At 71.1% G+C, this 25,739-nt stretch carries 25 protein-coding genes; 10 read left to right on the top strand and 15 right to left on the bottom strand.

From position 1 onward, the window contains the following. Positions 1 to 121 precede the first annotated feature (121 nt). Positions 122 to 700, top strand: coding sequence for a GNAT family N-acetyltransferase (locus CG719_RS15170; protein WP_100569160.1), 579 nt, complete (start codon positions 122 to 124; stop codon positions 698 to 700). A gap of 39 nt (positions 701 to 739) precedes the next feature. On the opposite strand, the gene CG719_RS15165 is transcribed toward CG719_RS15170, so the two are convergent. From CG719_RS15165 to CG719_RS15140, 6 genes are all read right to left on the bottom strand, one after another. After that, a complete protein-coding gene (locus tag CG719_RS15165; RefSeq protein WP_100569135.1) occupies positions 740 to 2,314 on the bottom strand; it encodes a type IV secretory system conjugative DNA transfer family protein in 1,575 nt (524 codons plus the stop codon). A 13-nt stretch (positions 2,315 to 2,327) separates the two neighbouring features. Beyond that, a complete protein-coding gene (locus CG719_RS15160) occupies positions 2,328 to 3,752 on the bottom strand; it encodes an ATP-binding protein (protein WP_100569134.1) in 1,425 nt (474 codons plus the stop codon). Positions 3,753 to 3,766: 14 nt separating this feature from the next. Next, a complete protein-coding gene (locus CG719_RS15155) occupies positions 3,767 to 5,326 on the bottom strand; it encodes an SCO6880 family protein (protein ID WP_100569133.1) in 1,560 nt (519 codons plus the stop codon). Beyond that, positions 5,323 to 6,657: a hypothetical protein gene (locus tag CG719_RS15150; RefSeq protein ID WP_100569132.1), complete on the bottom strand. Its 1,335-nt coding sequence runs from the start codon at positions 6,655 to 6,657 to the stop codon at positions 5,323 to 5,325. The genes CG719_RS15155 and CG719_RS15150 overlap by 4 nt, the downstream gene beginning before the upstream one ends. After that, entirely contained in the window at positions 6,647 to 7,498 is an 852-nt protein-coding gene (locus CG719_RS15145) for a hypothetical protein (RefSeq protein ID WP_100569131.1), read from the bottom strand. The genes CG719_RS15150 and CG719_RS15145 overlap by 11 nt, the downstream gene beginning before the upstream one ends. A gap of 225 nt (positions 7,499 to 7,723) precedes the next feature. Beyond that, entirely contained in the window at positions 7,724 to 8,032 is a 309-nt protein-coding gene (locus CG719_RS15140; RefSeq protein ID WP_100569130.1) for a hypothetical protein, read from the bottom strand. Positions 8,033 to 8,478: 446 nt separating this feature from the next. Between CG719_RS15140 and CG719_RS15135 the strand changes: the two genes are divergently transcribed. From CG719_RS15135 to CG719_RS15125, 3 genes are all read left to right on the top strand, one after another. Next, on the top strand, positions 8,479 to 9,333 hold the full coding sequence (locus CG719_RS15135; protein ID WP_100569129.1) for a trypsin-like serine peptidase: 855 nt from the start codon (positions 8,479 to 8,481) through the stop codon (positions 9,331 to 9,333). A 145-nt stretch (positions 9,334 to 9,478) separates the two neighbouring features. Next, a complete protein-coding gene (locus CG719_RS15130) occupies positions 9,479 to 10,480 on the top strand; it encodes a C40 family peptidase (RefSeq protein ID WP_100569159.1) in 1,002 nt (333 codons plus the stop codon). 249 nt (positions 10,481 to 10,729) lie between these two features. Further along, positions 10,730 to 11,437 carry a phosphatase PAP2 family protein gene (locus CG719_RS15125; protein WP_100569128.1) on the top strand — a complete coding sequence of 236 codons (708 nt, stop codon included), beginning with the start codon at positions 10,730 to 10,732 and terminating at the stop codon, positions 11,435 to 11,437. A 70-nt stretch (positions 11,438 to 11,507) separates the two neighbouring features. Here CG719_RS15125 and CG719_RS15120 read toward each other — a convergent pair whose 3' ends face one another. Continuing rightward, the gene (locus CG719_RS15120) at positions 11,508 to 13,073 is read right to left on the bottom strand and encodes an FAD-binding oxidoreductase (protein ID WP_100569127.1); all 1,566 of its coding nucleotides are present in this window, start codon (positions 13,071 to 13,073) and stop codon (positions 11,508 to 11,510) included. A 445-nt stretch (positions 13,074 to 13,518) separates the two neighbouring features. Between CG719_RS15120 and pstS the strand changes: the two genes are divergently transcribed. The 4 genes from pstS to pstB all read left to right on the top strand — a co-directional run bounded on the left by pstS (position 13,519) and on the right by pstB (position 17,648). Next, positions 13,519 to 14,646 carry a phosphate ABC transporter substrate-binding protein PstS gene (pstS, locus tag CG719_RS15115; RefSeq protein WP_100569126.1) on the top strand — a complete coding sequence of 376 codons (1,128 nt, stop codon included), beginning with the start codon at positions 13,519 to 13,521 and terminating at the stop codon, positions 14,644 to 14,646. A 103-nt stretch (positions 14,647 to 14,749) separates the two neighbouring features. After that, the gene (pstC, locus tag CG719_RS15110; protein WP_100569125.1) at positions 14,750 to 15,757 is read left to right on the top strand and encodes a phosphate ABC transporter permease subunit PstC; all 1,008 of its coding nucleotides are present in this window, start codon (positions 14,750 to 14,752) and stop codon (positions 15,755 to 15,757) included. Next, positions 15,754 to 16,806, top strand: coding sequence for a phosphate ABC transporter permease PstA (pstA, locus tag CG719_RS15105; RefSeq protein ID WP_100569124.1), 1,053 nt, complete (start codon positions 15,754 to 15,756; stop codon positions 16,804 to 16,806). The genes pstC and pstA overlap by 4 nt, the downstream gene beginning before the upstream one ends. A 65-nt stretch (positions 16,807 to 16,871) precedes the next feature. Then, complete coding sequence (gene pstB / locus CG719_RS15100; RefSeq protein ID WP_100569123.1) at positions 16,872 to 17,648, top strand: phosphate ABC transporter ATP-binding protein PstB; 777 nt, start codon at positions 16,872 to 16,874, stop codon at positions 17,646 to 17,648. Between the two features lie 130 nt (positions 17,649 to 17,778). Here the strand turns inward: pstB and CG719_RS15095 are convergent, their stop codons facing one another. Genes CG719_RS15095 through CG719_RS15085 form a run of 3 tightly spaced genes read right to left on the bottom strand, consistent with a single transcriptional unit; the run spans position 17,779 to position 19,637 of the window. Beyond that, positions 17,779 to 17,979: a DUF5988 family protein gene (locus CG719_RS15095; RefSeq protein WP_100569122.1), complete on the bottom strand. Its 201-nt coding sequence runs from the start codon at positions 17,977 to 17,979 to the stop codon at positions 17,779 to 17,781. 31 nt (positions 17,980 to 18,010) lie between these two features. Further along, positions 18,011 to 19,009: an inorganic phosphate transporter gene (locus tag CG719_RS15090; RefSeq protein WP_100569121.1), complete on the bottom strand. Its 999-nt coding sequence runs from the start codon at positions 19,007 to 19,009 to the stop codon at positions 18,011 to 18,013. 7 nt (positions 19,010 to 19,016) lie between these two features. Continuing rightward, positions 19,017 to 19,637: a DUF47 domain-containing protein gene (locus CG719_RS15085; RefSeq protein ID WP_031154207.1), complete on the bottom strand. Its 621-nt coding sequence runs from the start codon at positions 19,635 to 19,637 to the stop codon at positions 19,017 to 19,019. Between the two features lie 215 nt (positions 19,638 to 19,852). Here CG719_RS15085 and CG719_RS15080 point away from each other — a divergent pair, with 215 nt between their 5' ends. After that, positions 19,853 to 20,206: a metal-sensitive transcriptional regulator gene (locus CG719_RS15080; RefSeq protein ID WP_100569120.1), complete on the top strand. Its 354-nt coding sequence runs from the start codon at positions 19,853 to 19,855 to the stop codon at positions 20,204 to 20,206. A gap of 3 nt (positions 20,207 to 20,209) precedes the next feature. Here the strand turns inward: CG719_RS15080 and CG719_RS15075 are convergent, their stop codons facing one another. Together CG719_RS15075 and CG719_RS15070 are read right to left on the bottom strand one after the other, a co-directional pair. Next, positions 20,210 to 20,422: a hypothetical protein gene (locus tag CG719_RS15075; RefSeq protein ID WP_100569119.1), complete on the bottom strand. Its 213-nt coding sequence runs from the start codon at positions 20,420 to 20,422 to the stop codon at positions 20,210 to 20,212. Positions 20,423 to 20,542: 120 nt separating this feature from the next. After that, a complete protein-coding gene (locus CG719_RS15070; RefSeq protein WP_100569118.1) occupies positions 20,543 to 21,379 on the bottom strand; it encodes a hypothetical protein in 837 nt (278 codons plus the stop codon). A gap of 188 nt (positions 21,380 to 21,567) precedes the next feature. Here CG719_RS15070 and CG719_RS15065 point away from each other — a divergent pair, with 188 nt between their 5' ends. Next, a complete protein-coding gene (locus CG719_RS15065) occupies positions 21,568 to 21,759 on the top strand; it encodes a hypothetical protein (protein WP_100569117.1) in 192 nt (63 codons plus the stop codon). A 15-nt stretch (positions 21,760 to 21,774) separates the two neighbouring features. On the opposite strand, the gene CG719_RS15060 is transcribed toward CG719_RS15065, so the two are convergent. From CG719_RS15060 to CG719_RS15050, 3 genes are read right to left on the bottom strand one after another with little or no spacing between them, the layout of a single operon-like run. Continuing rightward, on the bottom strand, positions 21,775 to 22,203 hold the full coding sequence (locus CG719_RS15060) for an NUDIX hydrolase (protein WP_100569116.1): 429 nt from the start codon (positions 22,201 to 22,203) through the stop codon (positions 21,775 to 21,777). A 28-nt stretch (positions 22,204 to 22,231) separates the two neighbouring features. Then, positions 22,232 to 23,323: a CHAD domain-containing protein gene (locus CG719_RS15055; protein WP_199836642.1), complete on the bottom strand. Its 1,092-nt coding sequence runs from the start codon at positions 23,321 to 23,323 to the stop codon at positions 22,232 to 22,234. After that, on the bottom strand, positions 23,304 to 25,703 hold the full coding sequence (locus CG719_RS15050) for an RNA degradosome polyphosphate kinase (protein WP_376495841.1): 2,400 nt from the start codon (positions 25,701 to 25,703) through the stop codon (positions 23,304 to 23,306). The genes CG719_RS15055 and CG719_RS15050 overlap by 20 nt, the downstream gene beginning before the upstream one ends. Positions 25,704 to 25,739: the final 36 nt, after the last annotated feature.

Raw genomic sequence — 25,739 nt, 5'->3', positions numbered from 1 at the left:
CGCCGATGGTACTGCAGGGGGGACCCTGTGGGAGAGTAGGACGCCGCCGAACAAATTTTGATGAAAGGGCCCACGCCGAAAAGGTGTGGGCCCTTTCTTTTTTGTCCATTACCGTGGGCTCATGAGCAGCCCTGGCAGCACCAGCAGTACCGAGCAGTACGTCGTCCGTGCCGTACGCGCCGAGGAGTGGCCCGCCGCGAAGGCGCTGCGGCTGGTCGCCCTCCAGGACCCGGTGGCCCACCTCGCCTTTCTGGAGACGTACGACGACGCCATGGCCAGGCCCGACTCGTTCTGGCAGGAGCGGACGGCCGGGGCTTCCGTGGGGTCGGCAGGTGGCGCTCGGCAGTTCATCGTGGAGGGGCCGGACGGCGAGTGGGTCGGAAGCGTGACCGTGCTCGTCGAGGAGGCCGGCACGACGGACTGGGCCGGGTTCCCGGTCGAGCGGCGGCAGGGGCACGTCGTAGGTGTGTATGTGCGACCCGAGCACCGTGGGTGCGGGCTGACCGAGTTGCTGTTCGACGAGGCCCTGCAATGGGCCTGGGACATCGACGTGGAGCGGGTGCGGCTCATCGTGCACGAGGACAACGGGCGGGCCCTGCGCTTCTACCGCAGGATCGGGTTCCTGCCGAGCGGGGTCAGCGTGCCGCTGACGGTCGGCTCGGCCGAGTCCGAACTGGAGTACGTCCTCGAACGCCCCTGAGGGCCCTGGGGGCAGGAGGGGCCTGGCGACAGCCGCGGGTCACGCCGGGAGCTCGGCGTGCGGCCAGCGGGCGCGGGCCTGTTCGCGGGAGCGGAGCAGGACCAGCGTGGGCAGCCCCTGGCCAGCTCCGGCGGCCAGCAGCTCCGGGAGCTGGGGAAGCGGGGCCACGGCGGCGACGTCGTCCAGGACGAGCGTGAGTGGTGGGTCGAGGCGACCGGAGGATGACCGTTCGGCCATGCGCCGGCCGCGCTCGACCACGCTTGAGGCGAGTGCCGTCAGGAGGGGCATCGCACCCGGGTCGGTCCGGGGATCCTCGAGGGATTCGCCGACCACATAAAGCGTGCCCCCTTCGTTCACGAAGGAATCCAGGGCGACCGCATCAGTTCGGTTGGGAGTGCAGGCCTCGCGGATGTTGACCGTGAACAGTGAGGCCAGCGCGCGACCGGTCAACTCCTGGGCCATGTCACGGCGTTCGGGATACGAGGTGAGCGAGGACTCCAGCTCGCCGGCCGAACCGGCGGCGGCCTTGGGGTTCGTACGGAGGATCCGCACGGCCTCCTGGACCTGTGTGCCCTGCGCCCAGCGGTGGACGTGGCGGATCGCGCGGCCGTCGACGGCGGCGGCGTGCAGGAAGCTGCGCAGAAGGGTCTCCGCGGTGTCGCCGGTCGCCTGGTCCACCTTGGCGGCGGGGCGGACCGGGGCGAGCAGCGCGGCGGCTCTGGCGGCCGCCGTGGCCTTGTCCTCGCAGCCCGCCGTGGGGGACCAGTGGAGGCGGGCCGGGGTGTCGCAGAGGTGGCCGGGGTCGTAGAGGAGGACCGGGCCCAGCTTGGCCCGTGAGTCCTTCGTGTCCTGCCACAGGGCGGGGTTGGACGTGATGACGAGGGCCGGGCCCGCCGCGTCCCGGATCGCCTGGGCCGCGGCCGCCTGCCGGGCTTCCCGCGGGGCGGTCAGGAACGTCTCCCGTCCGCCGGCCGGCCCGCCGTGGCGGTCGGCGGCGAGGGACATGAGGGGCTGCGTGGGCGGGGCCGCGGGTTCCGCCCGGTTCGAGGGCTGCGGGGCCGCCGGTGCAGCCTCCTGCGGGGCCTCGGCGGCCTGCTGGGCGGCCACGAGCGGCCGTCCGGGCTGCGGGGCCGCCCGCTGGGTGGGCACCTCGTGCGGGACCGGCGCGGGCGCCTCCTGGGGTTCCGGCGCCGTCGCCCTCTCCCGGTCCGCCGCCCTCTCCGCCCGTCTGCGCAGCCGCCCGGCTCGCCAGCGGGCCACGGTGCCCATCACGAACACGGTCAGTACGAGCAGCACCATCAGCTGGCCGATGAACAGGCCCCAGAACAGCCCGTAGCCCGACAGCGCGTCCGGCGGAGTGTCCGGCCAGGCGGCGGGGATGTCGTGCGGGTCGGTGATGAGGTGGCGCATCGCCGGCGGCGTGCGGGTGAAGGCGACCCCGGCGGGCCAGGAGCCGTGGGTGAACAGGCCGGCGAGTCCGGTGGCCGTCCACACCAGCAGGGTCATGCCGAGCAAAAAGGCCATGACGCCGACCAGCAGGCCGTCGGGAACGCCGCCCTGGCCGTCCCGACGGCCCTGGCGGCCCTGTCCGTGGTCGCGGTCGTCCGGTCTCACGCGCGCGTCCCCTCTAGGCCACCGTCGACTCGGAGGAGCCGTCCAGGTCGCCGATGTGCTGTCCCATGAAGGCCGCCGCCCGCTCCTCCGCCTCCAGCTCCGCGGCGCGCAGGCTGTCGTCGGCGAGGCGGTCGCTGGAGGACTCCGTCATGGCGCGGTCGGTGAACACCAGCGGCCGTTCGGTCTCGGTGACCAGATGTTTGACCACCTGGACATTGCCGTTGACGTCCCACACCGCGATACCGGGGGTCAGGCTCGGGATGATCTCGACCGCCCACCTGGGCAGGCCGAGCACCCCTCCCGTCGCCCTCGCCTCGTCCGCCTTCTGGGCGTAGATCGTCCTGGTGGAGGCCATCTTCAGGATCGCCGCGGCCTCCTTGGCCGCCGCGCCGTCCACCACGTCGGACAGATGGTGGACGACGGCCACGAACGACAGACCGAGCCGGCGGCCGAACTTCAGCAGCCGCTGGAACAGCTGGGCCACGAACGGGCTGTTGATGATGTGCCAGGCCTCCTCGACCAGGAAGATGCGCTTCTTGCGGTCGGGGCGGATCCAGGTGTGCTCCAGCCACACGCCGACGATCGCCATCAGGATCGGCATGGCGATGGAGTTGCGGTCGATGTGGGACAGGTCGAAGACGATCAGGGGCGCGTCCAGGTCGATGCCGACCGTGGTGGGGCCGTCGAACATGCCGCGCAGGTCACCGTCGACCAGCCGGTCCAGGACCAGCGCCACGTCCAGGCCCCAGGCCCGTACGTCGTCTATGGCGACGTTCATCGCCTCGGCCGACTCCGGCTCGGGGTGGCGGAGTTGCTCGACGATGTCCGACAGCACCGGCTGGCGTTCCACGATCGTCTCGTTGACGTAGGCGTGGGCGACCTTCAGCGCGAAGCCGGAACGCTCGTCCAGGCCGTGCCCCATGGCGACCTCGATGATGGTGCGCAGCAGCGCGAGCTGGCCCGTGGTCGTGATCGACGGGTCCAGGGGGTTGAGCCGGATGCCGTGGTCGAGGGCCGCCATCGGGTCCAGCCGGATCGGCGTTATGCCCAGCTGCTCCGCGATGAGGTTCCACTCGCCCACCCCGTCCTCGCCCTGGGCGTCCAGGACGACGACCTGGCGGTCGCGGAAGCGGAGCTGGCGCAGGACGTAGGTCTTCTCCAGCGCCGACTTGCCGTTGCCGGACTCGCCGAGGACCAGCCAGTGCGGGGCGGGGAGCTGCTGGCCGTAGAGCTGGAAGGGGTCGTAGATGTAGCCCTTTCCGGAGTACACCTCGCGGCCGATGATGACGCCCGAGTCGCCGAGGCCGGGCGCGGCGGTGGGCAGGTAGACCGCCTGGGCCTGGCCCGTGGACGTTCTCACCGGCAGCCGGGTCGTCTCCACCTTCCCGAACAGGAAGGTGGTGAAGGCGTCCGTGAGTGAGGTCAGCGGGTCCCGCATCAGAGCATCAGCCCCTACCGTCGGATTCCGGTGGCGAACGGGAGCGTGTTCACGAAGGCGCGGTGGTGCTCGCGGTCGCACCACTCGAGTTTCAGGTAGGACTTCCCGGCCGAGGCCCTGATCGTCCGCTTGTCGCGGGCCAGGGACTCGGGGGAGCGGGAGGACACGGTGATGTAGCCGACCAGGTTGACGCCGGCCGCGCCGCTGGCGAGGTCCTCGCCGCGCTGGTCGAGGCGGCTGTGGGCGGCGACGTCGCGCGGGTCCACGGTGCGGTTCATCTTCGCGGCGCGGCTGGCCTCGGCGACGTCGTTGGTCTTCTCGGTCAGCATGCGTTCGATGGCGATCTCGGTGGGTTCGAGGTCCATCGTGACGGCGACGGTGCGGATGACGTCCGGGGTGTGGACGAGGAGGGGCGCGAGGAAGTTCACGCCGACCGGGGTCATCGGCCATTCCTTGACCCAGGCGGTGGCGTGGCACCAGGGGGCACGGGTCGTCGACTCGCGGGTCTTGGCCTGAAGGTACGTCGGCTCCATGGCGTCCAGCTCGGCCGGCCAGGCGTTGCGCTTGGTCATCGCCTGGATGTGGTCGATCGGGTGGTCCGGGTCGTACATGGAGTGGACCAGCGAGGCCAGCCGCCCCTGACCGAGCGGCTGCCGTACGCGGATGTCGGCCTCCTGGAGCCGGGAGCAGATGTCGGTCAGCTCGCGGGCCATGACGACCGCGAGTCCGGCGTCCCGGTCCAGCTTGCGGCCCGTGTGGGGCCGGGCGGCCCGCGCCATGGCGTGGGCCTCGGCGGCGAGTTCGCGGGTGTAGTGCATGCAGGCGACGAGGTAGGCGCGGTGCTGCTCGCTGCTGGTGGACACCATGGACTGCAGTTGGTCGTAGGACTGCTGGAGCCAGTGCGGTGCCCGTTCGTCCCCGCGTACGGAGACGTCCTTGGCGTGGGCGTCGGGGTCGGCGGGGAGGGTGCGGGCGAGCATCTGCAGGCGGGTGACGAAGCCGTCGCCGTTGGCCACGTGCTTGAGCAGGGTGCCGAAGCGGTCGACGAGGGCTTCCTGGTCCTCGGAGTCGCGCAGGCCGACGCCGGGGCCCTCGATCTCAATGGCGGCGGTGACGGTTCTGCGGTCGGCGTGCAGCAGCACGGCGATCTCGTCGGGGCCGAACGGCGCGGCGAGCCAGGTGATCCGGCCGATGCCGGGCGGCGGCCCGATCTCGACCTCCCGGCCGTCCAGGCCCGTTCCGGCCTCCATCACGCTGGAGCGGTAGACGGCGCCGCGCTTGACGGTGCGCTTGTAGCTCCGGTTGATCTCGAACCACTTGTAGAAGGTGCGGTGCCGGTAGGGCACGTAGACCGCGGCCAGGGCCAGCAGCGGGAAGCCCGTCAGCAGGACGATGCGCAGGGGCAGCACCGGGACCAGCAGTCCGCACATCATGCCGATGAACGCGCCCGCGATGATCAGGGCGATCTCGCCGGACTCGCGGTTGCGGCCGACGATCGCGTTCGGCCGGGCGCGGCCGATCAGATAGGTACGGCGGGACGCGACCGCGTGGGACACGTGGGAGTCGGTCGTCAACGTCCTTCACCTCCCGGGCGGTTGGTGCTGCTGTTGCGGGTGCTTCCGGCGTGGGGGGTGTTCACCGGGCTGGGCGCGCGGGGAGCGGGTGTGGTGGAGGGGCCGGATCCGCCACCACCGTCCGGGACGCGCGCGCTGTGCGCGGCGACGCCGCCGGCGGCCGGGTTGGCCGGGCGGGGGGCGGACGACTGGCCGCCGCCGTTGCTGTCGGCCCGGGTGCTGTGGGTCTTGATGCCCTGCGCGACCATGGTGGCCGGGGAGCTGATGACCGCGGCGGCCTTGCCCTCGGCGCCCCGCATGATGCGGTTGTTGCGGCCGGCCGCGATCTCGTCGCCGAAGCCCGGGACGAACCGGTAGATCATGGCGCTGGCGAAGATGGCCAGCAGGATGATCGCGAGGCCGGAGACGACCGCGGAGAAGGCGCCGGGGCCGTTGTCGCCGGAGGAGAGTGCTCCGGCGAGCCCGAGCACGATGACGATGACCGGCTTCACCATGATCACCGCGATCATGATTCCGGCCCAGCGGCGGACGTGGCCCCACAGGTTCTTGTCGACCAGTCCGGCGTAGACGACGGTGCCGAGCAGGGCGCCGACGTAGAGCAGGGCGGCGCGGATGACGAGCTCCAGCCAGAGCACGCCGGCGGCGAGGATGGAGACCAGGGAGACGACGATCAGCATGATCGGTCCGCCGCCGATGTTCTCGCCCTTGCCGAGCGCGGCGGAGAACGTGCCGAAGAAGGTGCCGGCCTGGTCGCCGGTGGCCTTGGCGAGGACGTCGGAGACGCCGTCGGTGGCCGAGACGACCGTGTAGAGGATCAGCGGGGTGAAGGCGGAGGCGAGCACGGTCAGCCAGAGGAAGCCGACCGCCTCGGAGATGGCGGTGGACAGCGGTACGCCGCGTACGGCGCGCTTGGCCACGGCCAGCAGCCAGAGCAGCAGTGTGAGCACGGACGAGGCGGCGAACACGACCGCGTACTGCTGGAGGAACTTCTGGTTGGTGAAGTCGACGTTCGCCGTCTCCTGCACGGCCTTGCTGAGCTTGGTGACGGTCCACGACGCGGCGTCGGCACAGCCCTTGGCGAGCGAGGAGAGGGGGTCGAGGGTGGAGGTGGGGTCGGGAGCCGTGGAACCGCTGCTGGTGCCGTTGCCGCGCTCGCAGTACTTCTTGGCGTCGCCGAAGATGAGGTCGCAGTTGTTCTTGCTCGCCGTCGGCGAGGGCGTCGGGCTGGGCGAGGGATCGGCGACGGCGCGGGTGGCCAGCAGTACGACCGTCGTCTGCACGGCTGCCACGGCTCCGGTGAGCCCCAGCAGGCGCTGCTTGCTACCGGGCATACGTGAACCCTCCGTACTCTTCGGTGGCCTTGCGGATCTCGTCGGAGGTGGCGGCCCTGTCGTCGCCGGGGACCGGGGCGGGGCCGGCCTTCTGCGAGTCGGAGACGATCTTCCAGTCGCCTCTCGACCACTGGAGTTCGAACGTCCACGTCTTCCAGGACGAGGTGACCGGGTCGGTGGAGGTCTTCGCGGACATGCCGATGAGTCCCACGTACCAGATCGCGACCCTGGCGCTGCTGTCGCTGTACTGCTGCACGGTGGTGCCCACCGGCACCACGCGTGAGACGAACGTGCTGCCGGTGGGCGGGTTGCCGTCCGCGGCCAGGCCCATCCTGTTGAGGAAGTCCGCCGAGTAGGCCTGGTCCATGGGTTTTTGGAGGCGGGCCGCCGCGTCGGGGGTGTAGAGGAGGTCCAGGAGGGTGTGCCGGGTGCCCTTCTTGAACATGTCGGTCGAGCCGAGGGCCACGGCGTAGTTCGCGGCGGCGCTCTGTGCTCCCTGTTCGTCGTGGGTGAAGCCCGACGGGATGCCGTCCGTCTTCGTGTGGACCGGCTGCTTGCCGGTCGCCGCGGTCGCCGCCGCCTTGGGCTTGTCTGCGGTGCCGCCGCCGGCGGCGGGGGAGCGGCCTCCCGAGCGGTTCGCGAAGGCGATCGCGGCGATGAGGAGGACGACGACGGCGACCACCGTGATCAGGCTGCGCGAGGACGAGCGGCCGCCGCGCCGCGCGCCTCCGTAGGGGTCGCCGGGCCGGTCCGGGAGCCGGGTGCGGGTCTGCCCGCCCGCGTACGGCCCGTCGTCGGCGTGCGCCGAATCGCCGTACCCGTGCCCGTCTGAGCGACTCATGCCCCGTACGCCCCCTCGACCTCGTACCGGAATGCCTGGAAGTACGACGGTAGCCGTGCTGGTTCCCGCGTGGACGCGGTGTGGTGACTCGACATCAGGGAAACGCAACCTCAGCCGGTGGGCACGGTGGGTGGGTAGGGGCAGCGGGGGCACCGGGCGCGCCCGGAGGGTCCGGCCGGCGGTGCGCACGGGGCACCGTGCGCGGCATGCGCGGGTATGCGCCGGTTACACGGCCATGCCGTACACGATGGTGAAGAGCGTGCCGAGCGAGCCGATGATGAACACGCCCGTCAGTCCGGCGATGATCAGGCCCTTGCCCTGCTCGGCACTGAACGTGTCGCGCAGGGCCGTGGCGCCGATGCGCTGTTTGGCGGCGCCCCAGATGGCGATGCCGAGGCAGAGCAGGATGGCCACGGCCATCACCACCTCGATCATCACCTTCGCCTCGTTGCCCAGGCTGCCGAAGGGCCCCCAGTTCGGAGCGATCCCGCCGATGATGGTGTTGATGTCTCCCTTGTCGGCCGCAAAGAGCATGTAAGTCACCGCCCCTGTTGGGTAGTTCCGCTTCCCCTGCCTTCGTGCAGAGGGCAGGCCCATTCTCGCCGACAATGACGCCGCCGTATGTCGACTTGACGGCATTGCCTGGTGGGTTTCGTACGTATGGTCACTCTGTGTATCACGGCAGGTCACGCCGGGCAATGAAGTCCGACCGCAACCCGTGATGTGGTTCCGTCGTTGACGTTTCTCACGTGTCGGCAAGGGTTCTGACGACCAGTCGGGTGAGCGGTCGCCCGTGGCCGATGGTCTCACGCTTCTCCGCGTCGGCACCGCGTTCCCGTCGCCCCCGGCGGCGTCCCGGCGGGCGGGGCGCGTCGGGGGAGGCGGTGTGAGCCCGGTCATACGATGAACGGGCGTTTCACAGGAGAATCTCAGGGAAGTCGGGGTCCGTTTCTCATCCCCGTCCGCCACAGTGGAGCCTGATGAAGCGCACCTCAGGTATCGAGAGCCTCGCCGATCGCGCACGTCCCGGGCGTCGCCGGGCCGGTGCGCGGGCGCTGTTCGCCACGCTGGTGCTGCTCGCCGTGACCTCGGTCTCCGTCGCGGCCGCGCACGACGGTCCCGGCGCGCTCGGGATGATCGGACCGCATGGGATGACCGGCCCGTTCGAGGAGCCCGAACCGCTCGGGGTGACCGCCGTCACGTCCAAGACCCCGCAGAGCGCCCGGGTCGGGGCGCTGTTCGGCGCGGACAAGGCCGACGACCTCGCCGGCAACCACTTCTGCACGGCCTCGGTGGTGCACAGCCCCCACCGCGACCTCGTCGTCACCGCCGCCCACTGCCTGAGCGGGGACTCCGACCTGGTGTTCGTGCCGGGGTACCGGGACGGCCGGGCGCCCTACGGGGTGTGGACGGTCAAGCAGCGCTTCCTGCCCGACGACTGGACCGCGCACCAGGACGAGGACAGCGACATGGCCTTCGCCGTGATCGCCCCGCAGGGCGGGAAGGGTGTCGAGGACGCCGTCGGCGCCAACCGCTTCCTCACCGGGGCGGCGACCGGGGCGACCGCGGTCACCCTCACCGGTTACCCGGACTCCCGCGAGGTGCCCATCAGCTGCACCAACCGGCCGCGGGCCCACAGCGGCACGCAGCAGCGTATCGACTGCCCGGAGTTCACCGGCGGCACCAGCGGCAGCCCGTGGATCAACGGCGACCAGGAGGTCGTCGGCGTGCTCGGCGGCCACGAGGCGGGCGGCTCGACGGCGGACACGTCGTACAGCGTGGTGCTGGGGGCCGCCGCGGACCGGCTCTACAAGGACGCGACCGCCGCTCTCTGATCCGCCCCGCGCCGCTCCTCGCCGCGGGGTCGCACGGTGGCTGACCGCCGTGCTGCCCTGCGCCCGTGTGTGATCACCTGGAAAGCGGTGCCGGCGCCTCTACACTGTCGACGGCGGACTCCCGTGCGACGAGGGGCGGTTGACGGTGCGTAAGGCATGGATCGTGGCGGTCGCCGTCGTCGCTTCCGGGCTCAGCTTCGTCGCCCTGCTCGTCGTCGGCGTCTACGTCGCCGCGGGGAGCATCGCGGGCGGGGCGGGCGGCGGGTCCGTGGGGCTCGCCAAGGGCGCCGTGCCGGCCGCGTACCAGTCCCTCGTGCAGAGATGGGGCAATCTCTGCCCCGCGATCAACCCGGCCTTGCTGGCAGCCCAGTTGTACCAGGAGAGCGGGTTCGACCCGAACGCCAGGAGTCCCGCCGCGGCGCAGGGGATCGCGCAGTTCATCCCGAGCACCTGGGCCACGCACGGCATTGACGCCGACGGCGACGGGAAGGCGGACGTCTGGAACCCGAACGACGCGATCCCCTCGGCCGCGTCCTACGACTGCGAACTCGCCTCCTACGTCAAGAGCGTGCCGGGCAACGCCACGCACAACATGCTCGCGGCCTACAACGCGGGGGCCGACGCGGTCATCAGGTACGGGGGCGTGCCGCCGTACGCGGAGACGCGGAACTACGTGAAGACGATCACGACCCTGGAGAAGAGCTTCGCCGCCCCCGTCACCCGTGTCGATCCCTCCCGGCAGGCCGCGGCGGCCATCACGTACGCGCAGAGCAAGCTGGGCACGCGTTATCTGTGGGGTGGGAACGGCACCCCTGAGCAGGGCGGGCGGTTCGACTGCTCGGGCCTGACCAAGGCCGCCTACGAGAGCGTGGGGGTCACGCTGCCGCGGGTCGCCAACGATCAGTACAACGCCGGGCCGCACCCCAGGCGGGACGAACTCCTGCCGGGTGACCTGGTGTTCTTCTCCGACGACCTGACCAACTCGCGGGCCATCCGGCACGTCGGCATCTACGTCGGCGGCGGGTACATGATCGACGCGCCGAGGACGGGCGCCGTGATCCGCTTCGATCCCGTCGACACACCCGACTACTTCGGGGCCACCAGGGTCACCGAGGACGGTGCGAAGGCGCTCCCCTCCGCGGTGTGAGCGGAGGGTGAGCCGCCCCCCTGAGCTGCGGCGACGAGTCTCTCTTCGATAACGTCTGCGTGATCGTTCGGTGGAGTGCGGAACGCATCGATCGGGGTCGTGCGTTGCTGATGACGTAGCCAAGTGGATGTCCGGTGGCGTGCGGACCCTGCGCGCGTGCAGCGGAAGCGGACCTACGACCACGGGGGTGGGCTGGAGCGGCGCACGCCGGGTGCGCCCGCGACGACACGACGAAGGGGCCGCAGCAGGATGGCTGGACTCGCCGAATCCGGGTCGAACCCCGACGTCGACCTGCTCTACGACATCAACAGCCTGGCCAGGAACGCCCCGCACTGGTTCGACCGGGTCATGGAGTTCGTCGGTGAGTACGGGCTGCTGCTCGCCATGGTGCTGCTCGTGCTGGGGTGCTGGTGGTCCGTGCGGCGCCGGGGCGGCGAGGGGGCGGCGTCCGGCGTGGCCGCGCTGGTGTGGGCGCCGCTGGCGGCCGGCCTCGCGGTGCTCGTGAACGTGCCGATAAGGGATTTCGTGCAGCGGCCCCGGCCCTTCCTGGACCATCGGGGGCTCGATGTCCTGGTGCCCGGCAAGACCGACTACTCCTTCGTGAGCGATCACGCGACGATCACCATGGCGATGGCGGTCGCGCTGTTCGTCGTCGACCGGCGCTTCGGTCTGGCCGGGATCGTGCTGGCGCTGTTCGAGGGGTTCTGCCGGGTCTACATGGGCGTGCACTATCCGACGGACGTGGTCGGCGGGTTCGCGCTGGGTACGGCTGTCGCGCTGCTGCTCTCCCCCCTGGCCATGGCCCTGCTCACGCCACTGATGAAGGCGGTCGAGGGGTCGGCGTGGGGCGGCCGGCTGGTGAGTGCGCGGCGTGGCGGCGGCGTGGACGACACGGTGGTCTCCGGCTGCTCCGCCGGGGAGCGGGCGTCGGCGGAGGACCGGGACCTGGCGGCGTAGCGGAGCGCCCCCGGCGCCCCGCCGTGCCCCGGCCGTCCGCTGCCGGGTCTCACGGGTGGCCCGCCGGGCGTCACAGGCCCTGCGGGTACGAGAAGAAGTTCTGCGGGTCGTACTGCCGCTTCAGCTTGGCCAGGCGGGTCGCCGCGTCGCCGTAGTAGGCGGTGCGCCAGTTCTTCAGGGTGGGGTCGCTGTAGTTCTGGTAGGCCGCTCCGGAGGCGTAGGGCCGCATGGCGTCGTGCGCCGAGGTCAGCCAGGCCTGGGCCGCCGAGCCGGTGGTGCCCGGGCGCCAGGAGGCGACGTACTGGGCCAGCATGCGTGAGCGTCGGTGGACGAAGGCCGTCGCCGTCGGGGAGACCCGGTTGACCGCCCCGCCGAGTGCGGTGAACGCGATGCTGCCCGCGCCGCCGCGCACCGAGGGCAGCTGCGCCACCAGCGTCCGGATGCCGGCCGAGGACAGGGAGCGGTCGAAGAAGTCCGAGCGGGCCGCGTAGGTCTCGCGGCCGAGCCTGCCCTGCGGGGAGCGGCCGGGCGTCTTGCCCGGCAGGTGGCACTGGGCCTCCACGGGGAAGGACGAGCAGCCGGCGTAGGCGTCCATGGCCTGCCAGTAGGAGTGGCGCCTGAGCGACACGCTCGACGCCGGGGCGCCGACCGACGCGGCCAGGCGGTCCACCGCGTTCTGCAGCGCGCCGTAGGTGCCCAGGGAGAAGGCGGCCACGGACACCCTGGGCGTGCCGCCCGCCGTGTTCTCCAGGTGCAGCGAGGACCAGATCTCGTCCGGCTGGACGGGTCCCCACTCCTGCCAGGCCTTCATCACCGCCGCGGCCTTCGCCCAGGGCCAGGTCAGGTACGCCGACACGGCCTGCGGTGCGGGGTGGGTCCTGAACCGCAGTTCGGTGACGACGCCGAAGTTGCCGTTGCCCGCGCCGCGCAGCGCCCAGAACAGGTCCTTGTTCTGGGTGGCGTCGGCGGTCAGCTGCCTGCCGTCCGCGGTGATGAGGGTGGCCCCGGTCAGGCTGTCGCAGGTCAGGCCGTAGGCGCGGGCGACGACTCCGTGACCGCCGCCCAGGACCAGGCCGGAGATGCCCACGGTCGGGCAGGAGCCGCCGGGGATCGTGACGCCCTTCGCGGTGAGCGTGCGGTAGATGTCGATGAGCTTGGCGCCGGCGCCGATCACCGCGGAGGAGCCGCTCGCCCGTATCTGGCTGAGCTTGGAGACGTCGATGATCAGCCGGCCGTCGCCGGAGGACCAGCCGCCGTAGGAGTGGCCGCCGTTGCGGACGGCTGCGCGGAGGTGGTGGGCGCGGGCGTAGGACAGCACGGTCCGTACGTCGTCGGCGTTGGCCACGTAGGCGACCGCGGTGGGCCTGAGGTTGTCGAAGCGGGTGTTGTAGAGCTGCTTGGCGGTCGTCCAGGAGGCGTCGCCCGGGCGGATCAGGGTGCCGTGCAGGGAGCGGGCGAGCGCGGCCCAGCCGGTGGCGGACGGGGTGCTGGTGGTGCCGGAGGCAGCCGACATCTCCCTGGCGGTCGTCCGGTCCGCCGCCGCCCGGGCCGGGGCGCCCGTGCCGCCGCTGCACGCGCTCGTCGCGGCCGCCGCGAGCGCGGCCGCGCCGCCCCCCAGGAAAGTCCGCCGTTCCATGCCCGCACCTCCTGATCGTTCCTGCGGAACGAGACGACGAGGAGGCCCGGAGGGTTCCGGGGAACCGCGCCGCAGGACTGCCACAGTACGGCGGTCGGGGCGTCACCGACACGCGAGCGCGGGCCGATTCGGTCGCGCGGGCCGGCGGCGCGGTGCGGTCCGCGGGGTGGGGAACGCGGCGTTCCCCGGTGTCCGGCGCGCCCTCGAGTCCATGGCGACGGGCCCGCCCCGGCCATGTCTCCTTCCGTGGCCTCGACGTAAGCATTCCGTGACCTCACCGCACTGTCGGCAGGGGTTCACCCCTCGTTCACTTCCGGCCATCGGCGGCTTCACCTGTTCTGCCTAATTTCGGCCTTACCCGGTGCTGATGCGCACGTCGGTGCATCGGTGTCGTCCACACCTCGCACGCCGCCGAACAGGACGGCGGCTCCTGGAAGGAACTCAAGTGAAGCTTCAGCGCAAGACCCGGCGGGCACTCGCTCTCGGCGCACTCGCCGTCTCCGGCGCCCTGGCCCTCACGGCGTGCGGTTCTGACGACACCGGCAAGAACAACGCCGGCGGCGACAGCAGCACCGCGGCCTCCAACAGCTCCATCAAGTGTGACGACGCCAAGGGCCAGCTGCTCGCCGACGGCTCCTCGGCGCAGAAGAACGCGATCGACGCCTGGGTGAAGCAGTTCAGCCAGGCCTGTGGCGTGCAGATCAACTACAAGGGCGGCGGCTCCGGCGCCGGCGTCACGGCGTTCACCCAGGGCCAGGTCGCCTTCGCCGGCTCCGACTCGGCGCTGAAGCCCGAAGAGGTCACCGCCTCCCAGAAGATCTGCACCGACGGCGGTCAGGGCATCGACCTGCCGATGGTCGGCGGCCCGATCGCGCTCGGCTACAACGTCCCGGGCGTGGACAGCCTCGTCCTGGACGCCCCCACCCTGGCGAAGATCTTCGACAGCAAGATCAAGAACTGGGACGACGCGGCGATCAAGAAGCTGAACCCCGACGCCAAGCTGCCCAACCTGAAGATCCAGGCGTTCCACCGCTCGGACGAGTCCGGCACCACGGACAACTTCACCAAGTACCTGAAGGCCGCCACCCCGGCGAACTGGAAGTATGAGGGCGGCAAGGCCTGGCAGGCCAAGGGCGGCCAGGCTGCTCCGCAGTCCTCCGGCGTGGCCCAGCAGGTGAAGCAGACCGAGGGCGCGATCGGCTACTTCGAGCTGTCGTACGCCAAGGACATGACCACGGTCGACATCAACACGGGTGCCGCCGCCCCGGTCAAGGCCTCCGTCGAGAACGCCACCAAGGCCATCGCGGACGCCAAGGTCGTCGGCACCGGCAGCGACCTGGCCCTGCAGCTGAACTACAACACCAAGGCCGAGGGTGCCTACCCGATGGTCCTGGTCACGTACGAGATCGCCTGCGACAAGGGCAACAAGGCCGACACCCTGCCGGCCACCAAGGCGTTCCTGCGCTACATCGCCAGCGAGGAGGGCCAGAGCATCCTCACCGCGAACGACTACGCGCCGATCCCCGACGCGATCATCAGCAAGGTCCGCACCACCATCGACGGCCTGAGCTGATCCCAGTGCGGCCCGGCCCCCCTGACGGGGCCGGGCCGCACCTTCCGGTGCACCGCCGCCAGGAGCCGTACCCCGCGTACGTCTCCGCAGACCGGAGATCCCGATGGACATATCAACGCATACGACGGGCGCCGACGCGCCTTCCCCTCAACCGACCGCGGCCGGGCAGAAGCGCGCCGCCCGCGGTGCCACCCGTCCCGGAGACCGGATCTTCCTCGGTCTCACCCGTGGGTCGGGCATCCTGCTGCTGGTGGTCATGGCCGCGATCGCGGTCTTCCTGACCTACCGTGCCTCGCTGGCGATCAGCAAGGACCACGGCAACTTCCTGACCACCTTCGAGTGGAACACCGGCCTTCAGCCGCCGGTCTTCGGCATCGCCGTGCTGGCCTTCGGCACGGTGGTCTCCTCGATCATCGCCATGGTCATCGCCGTGCCCGTCGCGGTCGCCATCGCGCTCTTCCTCACGCACTACGCCCCGCGCCGCCTGAGCGGCCCCATCGCGTACGTGATCGACCTGCTCGCCGCCGTGCCGTCCATCGTGTTCGGTCTGTGGGGCGCGCTGATCCTGGTCCCGAACCTGGACGGCCTGTTCGGCTGGCTGAACCACTACCTCGGCTGGACCGGCGTCTTCTCCTGGGAGGGCGGCGCCCCCCGCTCGCTGCTCACTGTCGGCATCCTGCTGGCGATCATGATCCTGCCGATCATCACCAACGTCAGCCGCGAGGTGTTCCGCCAGGTCCCGCGGATGCACGAGGAGGCGGCCCTGGCTCTCGGCGCCACGCGCTGGGAGGTCATCCGCATGTCGGTGCTGCCCTTCGGGCGCTCCGGCGTGATCTCCGCCTCGATGCTCGGCCTGGGCCGCGCGCTCGGCGAGACGATGGCCGTCGCCACCGTGCTGTCGCCGACCTTCACCATCGGGGCCAGCCTGCTCGACCCGGGCGGCGGCACCTTCGCCCAGAACATCGCCAGCAAGTTCAGCGAGGCGTCGGAGTACGGCCGTGACGCGCTGATCGCCTCCGGCCTGGTCCTGTTCGTCATCACTCTGCTGGTCAACGGCGCGGCCCGCCTGATCATCGCCCGCCGCAAGGACTACTCGGGGGCCAACGCATGAGCCACGCAGCCATCGCCGACAGGCGCTCCAGCAGTCTGCGCGGCGCGAGTCTGCCCAAGTGGTCGCCGTGGGCCATCGCCGCCGGCTCCCTGGCCGCCGCGGTCGTCATCGGCCTGGCCGGCGGTCTCCACAGCCGTGTCCAGTGGGGCCTGATCGCCGCGATCCTCTTCATCCTCGGCACCTACGGCGTCGCCGCCCGCGTCGAGGGCCGCCGCCAGGCCAAGGACCGGGTCGCGACCAGTCTCGTCTGGGTCGCCTTCCTGATCGCCCTCGTGCCGCTGATCTCCCTGGTCTGGACGACCGTCCAGCGCGGTGTGAAGGTCCTGGACGGCTACTTCCTGACCCACTCGATGGGCCTGGTCGCCGACACCGAGCCGGGCGGCGGCATCTACCACGCCATCATCGGCAGCCTGGAGCAGGTCGGCCTCGCCACCCTGATCGGCGCGCCGGTCGGCGTGCTCACCGCCGTCTACCTGGTGGAGTACGGGCGCGGCAACCTCGCCCGGGCCGTGACCTTCTTCGTCGACGTCATGACCGGCATCCCGTCGATCGTCGCGGGCCTGTTCATCCTCAGCCTGATGCTGATCTTCAAGATGCAGCCCTTCGGCTTCGCCGGTTCGCTGGCCCTGGCCATCCTGATGATGCCCGTCGTGGTCCGCTCCACGGAGGAGATGCTCAAGCTCGTGCCGAACGAGCTGCGGGAGGCGTCCCTCGCCCTGGGCGTGCCCAAGTGGCGCACGATCCTGCGGGTGGTCCTGCCCACCTCCATCGGCGGCATCACGACCGGCATCGTGCTGGCCATCGCCCGTATCGCCGGTGAGACCGCGCCCGTGCTGCTGCTGGTCTTCGGCAACCCGTTCATCAACACGAACCCCTTCGAGGGGGCGCAGTCCTCGCTGCCGCTGTACATCTACCAGCAGTACACGAACAGCGCGGGCTCCGGTGCGGCGTACGACCGTGCGTGGGCGGCCTCGCTCACCCTCATCGCCTTCGTGATGATCCTCAACCTCGTGGCCCGCGGCATCGCCCGCTGGAAGGCCCCCCGTTAACGATCTGCGGCTGCTGCCGCGCGGGGCCTGTCAGCGACCCCCGGACTTTTGGAAGTGAAGTAGTCATGGCCAAGCGAATCGATGTGAGCGGGCTCACCGCCTACTACGGCGCCCACAAGGCGATCGAGGACATCTCGATGACGGTCGAGCCGCGCTCGGTGACGGCGTTCATCGGCCCCTCCGGCTGCGGCAAGTCGACGTTCCTGCGCACCCTCAACCGTATGCACGAGGTCACCCCGGGCGGCCGCGTCGAGGGCAAGGTGCTCCTGGACGAGGAGGACCTCTACGGCGCCGGGGTGGACCCGGTGGCCGTGCGCCGCGAGGTGGGCATGGTCTTCCAGCGCCCGAACCCGTTCCCCACCATGTCGATCTTCGACAACGTGGCGGCGGGACTGCGGCTGAACGGCAACTACCGCAAGAGCGAGCTGGGCGACATCGTCGAGAAGTCGCTCAAGGGCGCCAACCTCTGGAACGAGGTCAAGGACCGCCTGAACAAGCCCGGCTCGGGCCTGTCCGGCGGTCAGCAGCAGCGTCTGTGCATCGCCCGCGCCATCGCGGTCGAGCCGAAGGTGCTGCTCATGGACGAGCCCTGCTCCGCCCTCGACCCGATCTCCACGCTCGCCATCGAGGACCTGATCGGCGAGCTGAAGGAGCGCTTCACGATCGTCATCGTGACGCACAACATGCAGCAGGCGGCGCGCGTCTCGGACCGTACGGCGTTCTTCAACCTGGCGGCCGTGGGCAAGCCGGGCCGGCTGATCGAGATCGACGAGACCGAGCGGATCTTCTCCAACCCGTCCGTGCAGGCGACCGAGGACTACATCTCCGGCCGCTTCGGCTAGAGCACGTCCTCCCCCCGGATTCCTCGCGGTGCTGCATGGCGGTGCCACTGCGAGGTGGCAGAAGGGCCCGCCCCCGGCTCCCGGGGGCGGGCCCGCACGCTTTCACCGGCCGGGGTGCGCGCCCGGCCGCTCACTCTGCGACTTCGGTGCGCTCCCACCACCGGTAGACGGTGACCTGTCCTTCCTTGCTGTCCTCGTGGCGCGAGGTGACCTTGTAGTGCTCGTATCCCCCGAGGTGCGGGATCTTCAGTTCCTGTCCGGGAGGGACCACAGGCACCAGGGTGCCCGCGAGATCCTCCGGCCCGCCTTCGAGAAGTGCCTTGCTCGTCATGGTTCCAGTGTCACCACACAGGGCCGGGCTGCTACAGGAACGCCAGCTTGATCAGCCAGAAGGCGCAGGCCGCCACGACCGCCGCGGCCGGCATGGTGATGAACCAGCCCAGGACGATGTTCTTCGCCACGCCCCAGCGGACGGCGTTGACCCGCTTCGTCGCGCCCACGCCCATGATCGCCGAGGTGATCACATGGGTCGTGGAGATCGGCGCCTTGAAGAGGTACGCCGTGGCGAACATGATCGACGCGCCGGTGGTCTCGGCGGCGAAACCCTGCGGCGGGTCCAGTTCGATGATCTTGCGGCCCAGAGTGCGCATGATGCGCCAGCCGCCCGCGTAGGTGCCCAGCGACAGCATGAGAGCGGAGACCAGCTTCACCCACACCGGGATCGGGTCTCCGTAGTCCTCGACATCGGCGATGACCAGCGCCATCACCACGACACCCATGGTCTTCTGGGCGTCCTGGAGGCCATGCCCGAGCGCCATGCCGGCCGCCGACACGGTCTGGGCTATGCGGAAGCCGCGTTTGGCCTTGTGCGGGTTGGTCCTGCGGAAGAGCCACATGATCGTCGTCATCACCAGGTAGCCGACGATCAGACCGACCACCGGGGACAGGAACATCGGGGTGACGACCTTGTCGAGCACGCCGGACCAGTACACCGTCGTACCCCCCGCGAGGGCCGCGCCCACCATGCCGCCGAACAGCGCGTGCGAGGAGGACGAGGGAAGGCCGAAGTACCAGGTGACCAGGTTCCAGACGATGGCCCCGAGGAGGGCCGAGAAGAGGATGCCCATCCCCTTGCCGCCGGTGGGCGTCTGGATCAGGCCCTCGCTGACGGTCTTGGCGACCCCGCTGCCGAGGAAGGCACCGAGGAGGTTCATCGCGGCGGCCATGGCCAGCGCGGCGCGCGGGGTGAGCGCCCGGGTCGACACGGAGGTCGCGATGGCGTTGGCGGAGTCGTGGAAGCCGTTGGTGTAGGCGAAGCCGAGAGCGACCAGGACGGTCAGGATCAGAGCGAAGGTGTCCATGGACGCCTCAGGACTCCTTGACCGCGATGGTCTCCACCGTGTTCGCCACGTGCTCGAACGCGTCCGCGGCCTCTTCCAGCACGTCCACGATCTGCTTGAGCTTCAGCACCTCGATCGCGTCGTACTTGCCGTTGAACAGGTGCGCGAGCAGCTTGCGGTGGATCTGGTCCGCCTGGTTCTCCAGGCGGTTCACCTCGATCCAGTACTCGGTGAGGTTGTCCATGGTCCGCAGGTGCGGCATCGCCTCGGCCGTCAGCTCCGCCGCCCTGGCCAGAACCTCGATCTGCTGCTCGACGCCCTTGGGCAGTTCCTCGACGTTGTAGAGGACGACCAGGTCGACGGCCTCCTCCATGAAGTCCATGATGTCGTCGAGGGACGACGCGAGGGAGTAGATGTCCTCGCGGTCGAAGGGCGTGATGAACGAGGAGTTCAGCTGGTGGAAGATCGCATGCGTGGCGTCGTCACCCGCGTGTTCCGCGGCCCGCATACGCTCTGCGATCTCGGCCCGGGCGGAGGTGTCCGCCCCGAGCAGTTCCATCAGGAGTTTCGAGCCCGTGACGATGTTGTCCGCGGATGCGGCGAACATGTCGTAGAAGCTCGTCTCCCTGGGGGTCAGACGAAAGCGCACGTGGGGTCCTCGGGGTGCTTCGGTTGGGGTCAGGGTGATGGTAAGCGCATCATCCGGCCACGGCTAAGGGGTCGTCCCCCAGTGTCGCCCATGACCTGCCCTGCTCCGCACGGGGGCATGCCAAGGCTGCCGGTACCCGGCAGAATTCGTTACGATATACCCGCCAGGGGTATGTCTCCTCGGTGTGTGCCGAGATTTACGGGAGCGAGGACGCGATGACGACCACCGAGGCCGGCGCGACGGCGCCCTCCGAGAACGTGAGCGGAATCACCGGGCACGAGCCCGTCACGCACGGTTACCACAAGCAGAAGGACGAGCACCTCAAGCGGCTCCGCCGGATCGAGGGCCAGATCCGCGGGCTCCAGCGGATGGTCGACGAGGACGTCTACTGCATCGACATACTCACCCAGGTGTCCGCCTCCACCAAGGCACTGCAGTCCTTCGCCCTGCAACTGCTGGAGGAGCACCTGCGGCACTGCGTCGCCGACGCGGCCCTCAAGGGCGGATCGGAGATCGACGCGAAGGTGGAGGAGGCCACGAAGGCGATCGGACGGCTGCTGCGCACCTGAGGCTCACCGGCCGGGAGGCCGCCGGGCGCCCGGCGCTCTGCGGCCCGCGCCGGCCTCGCGCTCCTCGGCCACCCGCAGCACCTCGTCGATGCTCTCCAGGCTGAGCCGCTCCTCGGCCGCCGAGGCCGCGATGATCAGCTCCCCGCACAGCTCTATCTCGGCGAGGGCCACGTGGTCCTGGACCGCCGTACCGCCGAGCGGAGCCACGCGCGTCACCTCTTCTCTGCCGTCTGCCGCTGCCGGCTCCCAGCGTAGGGAGCGGCCCGTGTGCGGCGCATGGCACCAAAGGGCTAGTTCGCCGGTCATTTTCCCGGACCATTCGGGTCCCGGCCCGGCTCACGACTCGGCGATCCGCCCGGTGTAGATGTCCTGCGGCCGCGGCAGCGTCACGGTCACCGGGGTGCCGAAGGCGTACAGCAGCGTCGTGGAGAAGACGGCGACAGTGCTTCCGAGCTGCCCGTTGACGAAGGCGAAGCGCTGCCGGAGCTTGCGGATGCGGCCCTGGTCGTCGAGGTAGGCGTCGAACGGGACCGAGGCCGTGGCGAACCCTTTCGCCGCCGCGGTCAGCGCCGCCTCGTCGGCCGCCGTGGCGCTCTTCGCCGCCAGCGCGAGATCGGCCGTGCCCCGGTAGTGCCGCACCGGGACTCCGGCGACCTCCGTCCGGTCCACGTACGTCGCCGTGCGGGTGCCGCGCAGCACCTCGGCGGCGGCGAACGGGTCGGTGGCGCCGCCGGTGACCAGGTTGCCGTCGACGAGCGTGGCCGTGTCCACCCGCACCCACTTGTCGGGCGGCACGCCCGCTCCCCGGTTCTTCATGTACAGCGCGCCCGGAGCGAGGAGCTCGGTGAGCGGCACGTGCTCGGCGGCCCCGGTCGGGTTCTGCGGCAGCACCAGTGTCAGCTGCCCGCGCTGTCCGCGGAAGTCGTAGCCGCCCTCGCCGCGGATCGTCACCCGGGTCCCGCCGGTGGCCATCTCCATCGACGTACGGGTCTGCGCGCTGCCCGCCTGCAGCAGCACGTCCGGCGCCTGGCGCAGGGCCTGCACCGGATCGGTCGCGGCGCGCGCGTCCTCGGCGTCCGCGCCGCCGGAGCATCCGGTGGCGCACGCCCCGGCCAGGACGGCCGCCGCGAGCACCGCGCCGCCCGTCCCGGCGCGCGCGCCGCCCGGCCTCACCCGAGCACGAGCAGGAGGGACACCCAGCCGCCGCCGCACCGCCATCGCCCTGCCTACCCCCAGCTGCCACGTCCGTCATGGGTCCCTGTCGTCCCGTCAACGACGAGTGGGTGGCCCCCGTCACGCACGCACCCGATCGACGGGCGGCCGTAACGTCCCGTTCACCTGGCGTGGGTACATTTGTCGTCGTGGTGCAGCATGAGGGCCTGAGCCCCACCCAGGAGGACTGCGGGAACCGGGACGCCGTGGGACACCGCGCGGCGACAGTCGAACAGGGCCGCTTCTGTCTGGCCCGCTGTACCTGCGGCTGGCGCGGGCCGGCCCGCCGGGCCCGCAGCCTCGCCCGCGCGGACGCGCTGGGGCACGAGGGCGGCGCCTGACCGGCACCGGCACGCTCAGCCGAGGCGCAGCGCCGCCGTCAGTTCGTCGAGCAGCTCGCGGTCGCGGAACTGGGTGAGCCGCTTCCGGGCCTCTTCCGGCGGCAGCCACAGGATGCGGTCCACCTCCTTGTTGGGGGTGAAGCCGCCCGTCGCGGCCTCGGCGGCCCAGTAGCGGACCTGCTTGGGCCGGCCGCGCACCATGTAGGTCACGGTGGACAGCTCGGCGCCGGGAACGGCGGTGTAGCCCGTCTCCTCCGCCACCTCGCGCACGGCGCCCGCGAGCGGGTCCTCACCGCGCTTGAGCTTGCCCTTGGGGTGGGACCAGTCGTCGTACTTCGGTCGGTGGACCAGGCACAGCCGCAGTGCGCCGTCCGGCGTCGAGCGGCGCCACAGCACGCAGCCTGCCGCCAGGACGGGCGTGCGGTTCGGGTCGAGGTCGGTCACCGGTGCGTCCCGTCCTGTCAGCCGGCGGTCAGCCGGCACCCACGGCCTGCTTCTGCCACGCCTGCTGGAAGGCGAACCTGGCCGCCTCCACCTCGTGGCGCTGGTCCGCGTGCAGCACGCCGAGCGCGTACGCCGTCGCCGGGGCGATGCGCGGGGTGCGGGCCGCCGCGGCCGCCGCGGCCGCCGCCTCCGAGGCGTCGCGGTGCCGGTCGAGGGCCTGCCCGGCCGCCGACAGCCGTACGTGCGCGGACGATCCCCCGAGCTGACCCCCGGCTCCGTCGAGCACCTCGCGCGCGTACCGGTGCAGGCGCAGCAGCAGGCGGACCTGGTGCCAGGGGGCGTCCTGCGGGTGCGGGGCCGGGTCAGGGGAGAGGCCGTGGATCAGGGCCTCCGCGTTGTACGGGCTGCCCGCGGTGACGAGCGGGAGGGCGGCGACGGCGTCCGTCAGGCGCTCCCGGGCTGCGGCGGCCAGGGGAGTCAGGTCCATGGCGGCGGCGCCGGGGGCGAGGGGGACGTCGCTGGCGAGGACGGCCACCTTGTCCGCGACGGCGTGGAAGCGCGCGGAGCCCAGCGCCTGGAGGGCGGTCGAGTGCGCGCGGGTCCGGGCCAGGGTGAGCTGACGCTCCAGCAGGGCGCCCGCCTTCGCCGCGCCCACGGTGAGGTTGCCGCGGTCGGCTCCGCGGCCGCCCGCGGCCTCCTCGGTGGGCTGGGCGGGGAGGACCGCGGTGCCGGAGAGCCGGTGCAGGGCGAGCAGCAGCCGCTCCAGGCAGGCCTGGCAGGCGTGTTCACGGGCCAGGGTGCCGGACAGCCAGGCCAGTTCCGGGCACAGCTCCGCCGACCAGGTCTCGTCGAGCAGGGGGCGGAAGGTGTGCGCGGTGCCGCTGATGCGGCGGGCCGAGCGGCGCAGGGCGCGCGCGGCGTCGACGGACTCCTCCGTGCCGTGCCCCGCGCCGCCGGTCTCGCGGTGCAGGCGCAGCGCGCGGAGGAACTCCGTGGCCTGGGCCCGCAGATAGCACGCGAGGGCTTCGGCGGTGGGGGCACCGCCCGGCTCCGGCGCGGTCGGCGGCTCGGGGGAGCTCACGGCCGTGGAGTCCGTCGGGTCAAGGTGTTGCTGTGCCACGCCGGCGCCTCCGGGCGTCTATGAGCATCTCCTGGACGTTGCGCAGGGGCTGGCCGTCCGAGTCGGTCGCGTACCGGGTCCACTCGCCGTCCGGGCCGAGGTGCCAGGAGGAGGTGGTGTCGGACATGCCGGTCTCCAGCAGCCGGTTGAGGGCTGCCCGGTGGGCCGGGTCGGTGACCCGGACCAGGGCCTCGATACGGCGGTCGAGGTTGCGGTGCATCATGTCGGCGCTGCCGATCCACACCTCGGACTCGCCGCCGTTGCCGAAGACGAAGACCCGGGAGTGTTCGAGGAAGCGGCCGAGGACCGAGCGGACGCGGATGTTCTCCGACAGGCCGGGCACGCCGGGGCGCAGGGCGCAGATGCCGCGCACCCACACGTCGACCGGGACGCCGGCCTGGGAGGCGCGGTAGAGCGCGTCGACGACCGCCTCGTCGACCATCGAGTTCACCTTGATGCGGATGACGGCCGGGCGTCCGGCGCGGTGGTGCTGGATCTCCTTGGTGATGCGGGAGATCAGCCCGTCGCGCAGGGACTTGGGGGCGACCAGCAGCCGGCGGTAGGTCTCGCGGCGGGAGTAGCCGGAGAGGCGGTTGAACAGGTCGGACAGGTCCGCGCCGACCTGCGGGTCCGCGGTGAGCAGGCCGAGGTCCTCGTAGAGGCGGGCGGTCTTCGGGTGGTAGTTGCCGGTGCCGACGTGGCTGTAGCGCCGCAGGGTGTCGTCGCCCTCCTGGCGCACCACCAGGGACAGCTTGCAGTGGGTCTTCAGGCCGACCAGTCCGTAGACGACGTGGCAGCCGGCCTCCTCCAGCTTGCGCGCCCACTTGATGTTGGCGTGCTCGTCGAAGCGGGCCTTGATCTCGACCAGGACGAGGACCTGCTTGCCGGACTCGGCGGCGTCGATGAGCGCGTCGACTATGGGGGAGTCGCCGGAGGTCCGGTACAGGGTCTGCTTGATCGCGAGGACGTCCGGGTCGGCGGCGGCCTGTTCGAGGAAGGCCTGCACGGAGGTCGAGAAGGAGTCGTAGGGGTGGTGCAGGAGCACGTCGCGGCTGCGCAGGGCGGTGAAGATGTCGGGTGGCGTGGCGGACTCCACCTCCGCCAGGTCCCGGTGGGTGCCGGCGACGAACTTCGGGTACTTCAGCTCGGGCCGGTCGAGGCCGTGGATGCGGAAGAGGCCGGTGAGGTCCAGGGGGCCGGGCAGCGGGTAGACCTCGGCCTCGCTGATCTTCAGCTCGCGCACCAGCAGGTCGAGCACCTCGCGGTCGACGGACTCCTCGACCTCCAGGCGCACCGGCGGCCCGAAGCGGCGCCGCATGAGCTCCTTCTCCAGGGCCTGGAGCAGGTTCTCGGCGTCGTCCTCCTCGACCTCGAGGTCCTCGTTGCGGGTGAGCCGGAAGGTGTGGTGCTCCAGCACCTCCATGCCCGGGAACAGCTCCTCCAGGTGGGCCGCGATGACGTCCTCCAGGGGGACGTAGCGGCCCGGGGAGCTCTCCAGGAAGCGGGACAGCAGCGGCGGCACCTTGACGCGGGCGAAGTGGCGGTGGCCGGTGACCGGGTTGCGCACGACCACGGCCAGGTTCAGGGACAGGCCGGAGATGTACGGGAACGGGTGCGCGGGGTCGACGGCCAGGGGGGTCAGCACGGGGAAGATGCGCTGCCTGAAGAGCGTGAACAGGCGGGCCTGCTCCTTCTCCGTGAGCTCGCTCCAGCGGACCAGGTGGATGCCCGCCTCCGCGAGTGCGGGGGCGACGTCCTCGTGGTAGCAGGCGGCGTGCCGGGCCATGAGCTCGCGCGAGCGGGCCCAGATCATCTCCAGCACCTCGCGCGGCTGCAGCCCGGAGGCGGACCGGGTGGCCACGCCGGTGGCGATGCGGCGCTTCAGTCCCGCGACCCGGACCATGAAGAACTCGTCCAGGTTGCTGGCGAAGATCGCGAGGAAGTTCGCGCGTTCCAGCAGGGGGGTGGCTGGGTCCTCGGCGAGTTCGAGGACGCGCTCGTTGAAGGCGAGCCAGCTGCGCTCCCGGTCCAGGAAACGGCCCTGCGGCAGCTGTTCCCCCTCGACCGGTGCCTCCACGTAACCGTCGAGGTCGGCGTCGATGTCCGGTTCCAGGTCGGAGACCGTGGCCGCCACGGTGTGCGGGCGGTGCGCGGCGATGGAGCCCACGGAGGGCTGCGGGTGCTGTGTGGTGGCGGGGCCCGCGAGGGCTCCCACGCGGTCGGCGGGAGCCGGCGGGGTCTGCGCTGCCTGGGTGTCTGGCTGCCTCATGAACCTATTCTTCCGCGCCTGCGGCGGGACAGGCGCGTCGAACGGCACGCGCGGGAGCGCGGCGGCGGTCGCCTCCCGGGGCGGCTCGGGCTCTGGCGCGGCGGGCTTCACCGCCCGAGCGTCGCAAGACCGTCTGAACCGCCGGTT

The sequence above is a fragment of the Streptomyces sp. CB01373 genome, from assembly GCF_002803075.1.
In the GTDB taxonomy this organism is placed as follows: domain Bacteria; phylum Actinomycetota; class Actinomycetes; order Streptomycetales; family Streptomycetaceae; genus Streptomyces.
This window is presented reverse-complemented; position numbering and strand designations above follow the sequence as displayed.